Annotated in this window: 2 protein-coding genes; both read left to right on the top strand. The window is 72.8% G+C overall.

Annotated elements, in window-relative coordinates; all coding sequences use genetic code 11:
* A partial coding sequence (locus EQG76_RS30680; protein WP_235031647.1) for a beta-ketoacyl reductase occupies positions 1-1,696 on the top strand: 1,696 nt, incomplete at its 5' end.
* Positions 1,689-7,105, top strand: a 5,417-nt coding sequence (locus tag EQG76_RS30675; protein ID WP_159719014.1) for a type I polyketide synthase, incomplete at its 3' end; no start/stop codon positions are given. The genes EQG76_RS30680 and EQG76_RS30675, both read left to right, overlap by 8 nt.

Raw genomic sequence — 7,105 nt, 5'->3', positions numbered from 1 at the left:
CGGCCTGACCGATGGCTGGTGGCGCTTCGAAGATACGGCCTTGCGCCCGGACCATCCGCTGCTCGATGCGGCTGGCTGGCGCCGGCTCCTGGCGGAGCGCTTCGGCAGTGCCGAGGTGGTGGCCTCGCCCGGTAGCGGCGACCAGATCGTCGCAATCGCCCGCAACGCGACCGGCGGCCAGCCGGTCCAGGTCCTGCGCCCGCTGCCCGGCGCGTCCGCCCTGGACCTGTCGGACGAGCTTCTCGCCGCTGCCAGGCGGGCGCTGGAATCGCCGCGGCCGCCAGCACTCAGGATCGTCCTGCCCCGCGGCCTCGCACCGCTGGATGGCCCGCCCGACCCGGCCATGGCCAGTGCGGCCGGGCTCACCCGGGTGCTGACGCTGGAGCATCCCGAGCTGGACTGCCGGATCCTGGACAGCGACGCGGAACTGCCCGAGGCCGAGCTGGCCGCGGGCGACGAGGTGGAGGTCGCCTGGCGCGGCGGCCGGCGCTTCGTGCGCCGGGTGATTCCGCTGGCCCTGCCGGCCGATGGCAGCTTCCGCACCACGGGCACGCACCTCGTCACCGGCGGCCTGGGCGGGCTCGGCCGCGGCCTGGCTGACTGGCTGCGCGCCCATGGTGCCGAGCGTGTCCTCCTCCTGGCCCGCCATCCGGCCACGGAACCGCTGCCGCCCGGTGTCGAGCTGCTGCAGGCCGACGTTGCCGACCGCGCCGCCGTAACCGCCGCCATCCGCACGGCCGGCCCTGAACTGCGCGGCGTATTCCACCTGGCCGGCAGCCTGGATGACGGCGCCTTCCTGCGGCTGGCCCGCGACCGGCTGGAGCGGGTCTACCGGGCCAAGATCGAAGGTGCCTGCCTGCTGGACGAGCTGACCGCCCATCTGCCGCTCGACGCCTTCGTGCTATTCGGCAGCACGGCCGGCGTGTTCGGCAATCCCGGCCAGGCGAACCACGCGGGTGCCAACGCCTTTCTGGACGCGCTCGCCTGGTCGCGTCGCGCCCGGGGCCTGCCGGCCCTGGCGATCGACTGGGGTGCCTGGGCCGGGGCAGGGGCGATCGCCCGGGAGGGAGTGGCCGGGCGCTTTGCCGGCGAGGGCGTCGGCCTGATGGATCCGCAGGCCGCCTTCGACCTGATGGGCCGCGCCATCGCCGCTGGCGAAACCCAGATCGTCGGCGCGATGGTGGACTGGCCGGTCTTCCTGCGCCGCTACGGGCAGGGCCGCGTCCCCGCCTTCTTCGACGCGGTCCGGCCGCGCGCCCGGCGCAGCCCGGCCGCCGCTCCGCCGGCTGCAACCAACAGCACCGCAGCCCGCCCGGCCGATCGCGCCGGCCTCGCCCGGTTCGTTGCCGCGAGTGCGGCCACGGTCATGGGCAGCGCTGCAGGCGAGACCATCTTGGACGATCAGCCGCTCAACGAGCTCGGCCTCGACTCGCTCATGGCCCTGGAGCTGCGCAAGGCGCTGGGGCAGGGGCTGGGCCTGGAGCTGCCGGCCACGCTGTTGTTCAGCTACCCCACCATCCTGGCGCTGACCGAACATCTGGCCGACCTGCTGGGTCTGGCCGAGGACCCTGCCGCCGAACTGCCGCCGGAAGTGAAGGTCGACGAGGACCTGGCAATGGTCCAGGCGATGAGCGAGGCGGAGATGACCGCCATGATCGAGCGGGAGTTCGCACGGGCGATGGCAGATCATGGCTGACAAGACCCTCACGCCCCTCCAGCAGGCAGCCCTGGCGCTGCGCCGGATGCGCAGCCGCGTGGACATGCTGGAGGAGGCGGCACGCGCGCCGATCGCGGTGATCGGCCTCGCCTGCCGTTACCCGGGCGGCGCCGACGACGGCGAGCGGCTCTGGCAGAATCTCGTGCGCGGCGTGGACGCGACCTGCGAGATCCCCGCCGACCGCTGGGACGTTGATGCCCATTACGATCCGCGGCCGGGCGTGCCCGGCAAGATGTACACGCGCCGCGGCGGCTTCGTCGACCGGGTCGACGAGTTCGACGCCCAGTTCTTCCGGATCGCCCCGCGCGACGCGATCGGCATCGACCCGCAGCAGCGCCTGCTCCTGCAGACCGTCTGGCATGCGCTGGAGGATGCCGGCCTGCCACCGCCCAGCCTGCAGGGCCGCAAGGTCGGCGTGTTCCTCGGCATCAGCACCAACGACTATTCCAACCTGCTGAGCAAGACCGCGTTCGGCTCGTCCAGCAATGCGGGGGCAGGGGCCGGCAACGCCGCCTCGGTGGCCTCTGGCCGGATCAGCTACACGTTCGACTTCCAGGGCCCATGCGTCGCGGTCGACACCGCCTGCTCTTCGTCCCTGGTCGCGACTCACCTGGCGGTCCAGGCGCTGCGCAACGGCGAGTGCGAGCTGGCGGTGGTGGCCGGCGTCAACCTGATGCTGGCCCCGGACATCACCGTCAATTTCTGCCAGGCACGGATGCTGTCACCGGACGGGCGCTGCAAGACCTTCGACGCCAGCGCGGACGGCTATGCCCGGGCCGAGGGCTGCGGCGTGGTGATCCTGCGCCGGCTCGCGGATGCCGGCGCCGACCGGGTGCGCGCGGTGATCGCCGGCAGCGCCATCAACCAGGACGGCCGTTCCGCCGGCCTGACGGCACCGTCCGGCCCTGCCCAAGAGGCGGTGATCCGCGCCGCCGTCGCCAATGCCGGCCTGACGCCTGCGGAGGTCGATGCGATCGAGGCGCACGGTACCGGCACCGGCCTGGGCGATCCCATCGAGATGCACGCTTTGGCCGCGGTGTTCCGCGAGCGCAACCGGCCGCTCTTTGTGGGCTCGATCAAGAGCAACATGGGCCATGCCGAGGCCGCGGCCGGGGTGGGCGGGCTGATCAAGGCCGTGCTGATGGCCGAGCGCGGCCAGATCGCACCCTCGCTCCATTTCGACCGGCTGAACCCGCATATCGACCTGAACGGCGTCGACATCCGCATCCCCGTCGCGGCGCAGGCCATCCCGCCCCGTGCGGTGGGGGTGAGCAGCTTCGGCTTCAGCGGCACCAACGCCCATATCGTCGTCACGCCGCCGCCTGCGCCGGATCTGCGAAACGAGCCCGAGATCCCAGCCGGCCACGTTCCGCGCCTCCTGATCTCCGCCCGTACCCCCGATGCGCTGGCGGAACTAGTCACAGCCTATCGCCGCCTGCTCGACGCCAATCCGTCCAGCTTCCCGGATGTCTGCCACAGTGCCGCCACCGGCCGCGCCCGGCTGCCCTGGTGGATCTGCGTCGAGCGTCCCGAGGACTTGGCCAACGCCGAGCCGCAGCATGGCCGCCATCCCGACCTCGACCCGCAGCCGGGCCGGCGCCTGCCCTTGCCGCACTATCCGTTCGAGCGGCAGCGCTACTGGATCGACACGAGCCCGGCACCGGCCGCCGTCGCGGTCACAGCATTGCCCAAGGGCAGCCACCCGCTGCTCGGCCGCCGCCTCCATCTGCCCTTCAGCGAGGAGCGGCGCTTCGAGACTTCACTCTATGCCATCGACCCAGCGATGCCCTGGCTGGCCGAGCACCGCGTGCTGGACCAGGTCGTGCTGCCGGCAGCTTCCCTCGTGGAACTCCTGCATGCCGCCGACCCGGACAAGGAGATCCGGGATCTCGACCTCCTGCTCCCGATACGCCTGCCCGATCAGCCGAGCCTGCACCTCCAGCTGATCCTGGCCGCGGACGGCAGTGCCCGGATCGTGTCCTGGAATGCCGCGGACGAGGCGGCCAAGCCCGTCCTCCATGCTCGGGCCAAGCTGGCCGATCCGGTGGCACCACCTGCAGGTCACCCCTCGGCCGGAGGCGGCACGCCGGTGCCGCTGGCCGCGTTCTTCGCGGAGCTGGAGCGGCGTGGCATCGCCTATGGCCCGGCCTTTCGCGGCCTGCGCGACCTGCGCCGGATCGGCCTCGGCGAGGTCGCGGCCGGCCTCGCCCTGCCGGAGGAGGCCGGCGCCGCGGATGGCTTCACCCTCCATCCCGCCCTGCTCGACGCCGCCCTGCAGGCAGTCGCGGCCGCCCTGCCGGCGGATGACAGCGGTGCCACGATCATCCCGGCCCGGCTGGCCCGCGCCCGCCTGCTGCGCCGTCCAGGCGCCGGCCTCACTGTGCACGCCACCGCCCGGCAGGAGGGCGCCAGCATCCTGGCCGAGCTCATGCTCACCGATGCCGAAGGCCTGGTCGCCTTCCTGGCCGGGCTTGAGTTCCGCCCGATCAGTGCCGCCATGCTGGCCGACGCCGGGCATGGCATCGCTGTCGATGCGTTTTACACGATCGAACCCGAACCCTGCCCGCGCATCGACGGCCTGCTGCCGCCCGATTTCCTGCCTTCCGCACAAGATCTCTGCGCGGGGCTGGCGCCCCTGTCCGCCGAGGCCGGGCAGCGCTTCGGCATCGGGGTCTATGCCGAGACCGCACCGGCCCTGGACCGGATCACCGCTGCGTTCATCCATCGGGCACTCGTCGAGATGGGCCTCACCTGGCAGCCAGGCCGCCTGCTGACACCCGCGGCCCTTGCCGCCGAGCTTGGCGTGGCCGACCGCCACCGCCGCCTGCTGCGCCGCCTGCTGGCGATCCTGGCCGGTGCCGGAATGCTGGAGGCGGTGGGGCCGGCTTGGCGGATCCTGTCGGCCCCGCTCGCCACCGATCCTGCCGCCGAGCTGGATAGGCTGATCGACGCCCATCCGGGCGCTGCCGCCGAGCTGGCGCTGGTGCGGCGCGCCGGGCCTCGCCTAGCCGACGTCCTGGCGGACCGGGTCGACCCGCTCACCCTGCTGTTCCCGGACGAAGGCGGTGGGGCCGCCGACCTCTACGCCAGTTCCGCCTATGCCCGGACGATCAACGCGCTGCTGAGCGAGACAGCCAAACGGCTGCACCGCAGCCTGCCCGCGGGCCGGGTCCTGCGGGTCCTAGAGATCGGTGCGGGCACTGGCGGGGCCACGGGTGCTGTGCTGGAGGGCCTACCCGAAGGCAGCGTCCGCTACTGCTTCACCGACCTGTCCCAGCTCTTCCTCGACGCCGCCCAGGTCAGGTTCGCCCGCCGCGAGCTGGACGTCCGGCGGCTGGACATCGAGCAGGATCCGCAGGTCCAGGGCTTCGCCCCCGGCAGTCAGGACCTGATCCTCGCCGCCAACGTCCTGCATGCCACACGCGACATTGCCGAGAGCGTGGCCCATGCCGCGAGCCTGCTCGCACCGGGTGGCCTGCTCGTCCTGGTCGAGACCACCAAGCCGCGCTCCTGGGTCGACATCGTGTTCGGCCTGACCGAGGGCTGGTGGCGCTTTGCCGACCGCAGCCTGCGCAGCGACCACCCGCTGCTGTCGCGCGCGCAATGGCTGGAGGTGCTGACCGCGGCAGGGCTCGTCGCCGATGCCCTGCCGGCCGGCGAGATTATCCTGGCCCGCAAGTCCGCTGTGCCCGTGGCGGTTCCGCCGGTCCGGCTCCTGGGCGACCCCGGCAGCCTGGCGCTCCCCGACACGATCGGGGCACCCTCGGCGCTGTTCGTGGCACCACCGGCGCCGGCGACCTTCGCCGGCCAGCTCGACCTGTTCGAAGGTCTGCTGGCCAGCATCCGTCGCCTGAACGCGGAGCCCGAGCCGCCGGCGCTGACGATCCTGGCCGACGGCTCGCTCGGCCATGCCGGGCTCGCCGGGTTCCTGCGCACCCTGCGCCTGGAGCAGCCGAAGCTGCAGGCCCGCCTGATCGAGGCGCCGCCGAGCGAGCGGGCACTGCTCGACGAGCTGGCCGGCCCGGATGGCGAAAGCCACCTCCTGTGGCGGGAGAACCAGCGCCTGGCACCGCGGCTGCGGCCGGCCCCGGCACCTGAACCACTGGGGAAGGTCGAGGGCAGTTGGCTCGTCACCGGCGGATCCGGCGAGGTCGGCCGGGTCGCCGCTGCGTGGCTCGCCAGGCACGGCGCCAGCCGGATCGTCCTGGTCTCGCGCAGCCGCCCGGAAGCACTGCCGGACCTGCCGGTGCCGGTTGACTGCCATGCTGCCGACGTCGCCGATGCCGACGTCATGGCGGCGATCCTGGCCGGCCTGCCGGACCTGCGCGGCATTGTCCATGCCGCTGGCCTGCTCGATGACGCGCCAGTCCAGCAGCAGAGCCGCGAGCGCTTTGCCGCGGTGATGCGGGCCAAGATCGAGGGCGCGCTGGTGCTGGACCGGCTCACCCGGACACAGCCCGACGTGCGACTCGTCCTGTTCGCCTCGGTGGCCGGCGTGCTGGGCTCCGCCGAGCAGGCCAACCATGCCGCGGCCAGCAGCTTCCTCGACGCGCTGGCCCAGGAACGCAGCCGCGCCGGCCTGCCGACGGTGGCGGTGGACTGGGGCGTGTGGCGCGAGATCGGCGCTGCCGCTCGCCTGGGCGTGGTCGACCGTGCCGAGAAGCTGGGCCTGGGCAGCCTGAGCCCGGCCGAGGGCGAGGCCGCCTTCGCCGCCGCACTGGGCAATGGCGCGCCCGCACAGCTTGTGGTGCTGCCCAAGGCCGACTGGCCCCGCTTCCTCGGCCAGTTCCCCGATCGCGAAAAGCCGGCCCTGCTGCAGGGCATCTTGGCCGTACCCCGGCAGGCTGCTGCGGCGGTACCGTCCGGCCAGGCCGCCAGCCCGGCGGAGCGGCTCTGCCGGATCGTCGCGGAGGTAGTAGGCCTGCCGGCACCGGCCGATCCCGACACGCCGCTGCCCGATTTTGGCCTGGACTCGCTGATGGCGGTGGAGATCCGCAACCGGGTGCAGCGCGAGCTCGGCGTCGAGGTCGGCGTGCGTGAGCTGCTGGAAGGCGCCACCATCGCCGCCATTGCGGACCGCGCCGGCAGCCAGGAGCCGGCGGCACCGGTCCGGCGAATCGAGCCCGACCCTGCCCATCGCTACGACCCATTCCCGCTCACCGAGATCCAGCAGGCTTACTGGATCGGCCGCGGCGATTCGCTCGAGCTCGGCAATGTCGGCTGCTACCTCTACACCGAGGTCGAGCTGCGCGACGTTGATCTGGCGCGCCTGGAGCAGGCCTGGAACCAGCTGGTCCGGCGCCACGACATGCTGCGCGCCGTGATCCTGCCCGATGGCCGCCAGCAGATCCTGAAGGAGGTCCCGCCCTACCGGATCGCCGAGCGCCA

The sequence above is a fragment of the Geminicoccus flavidas genome (assembly GCF_009806515.1).
Classification (GTDB): Bacteria; Pseudomonadota; Alphaproteobacteria; order Geminicoccales; family Geminicoccaceae; genus Geminicoccus; species Geminicoccus flavidus.
This window is presented reverse-complemented; position numbering and strand designations above follow the sequence as displayed.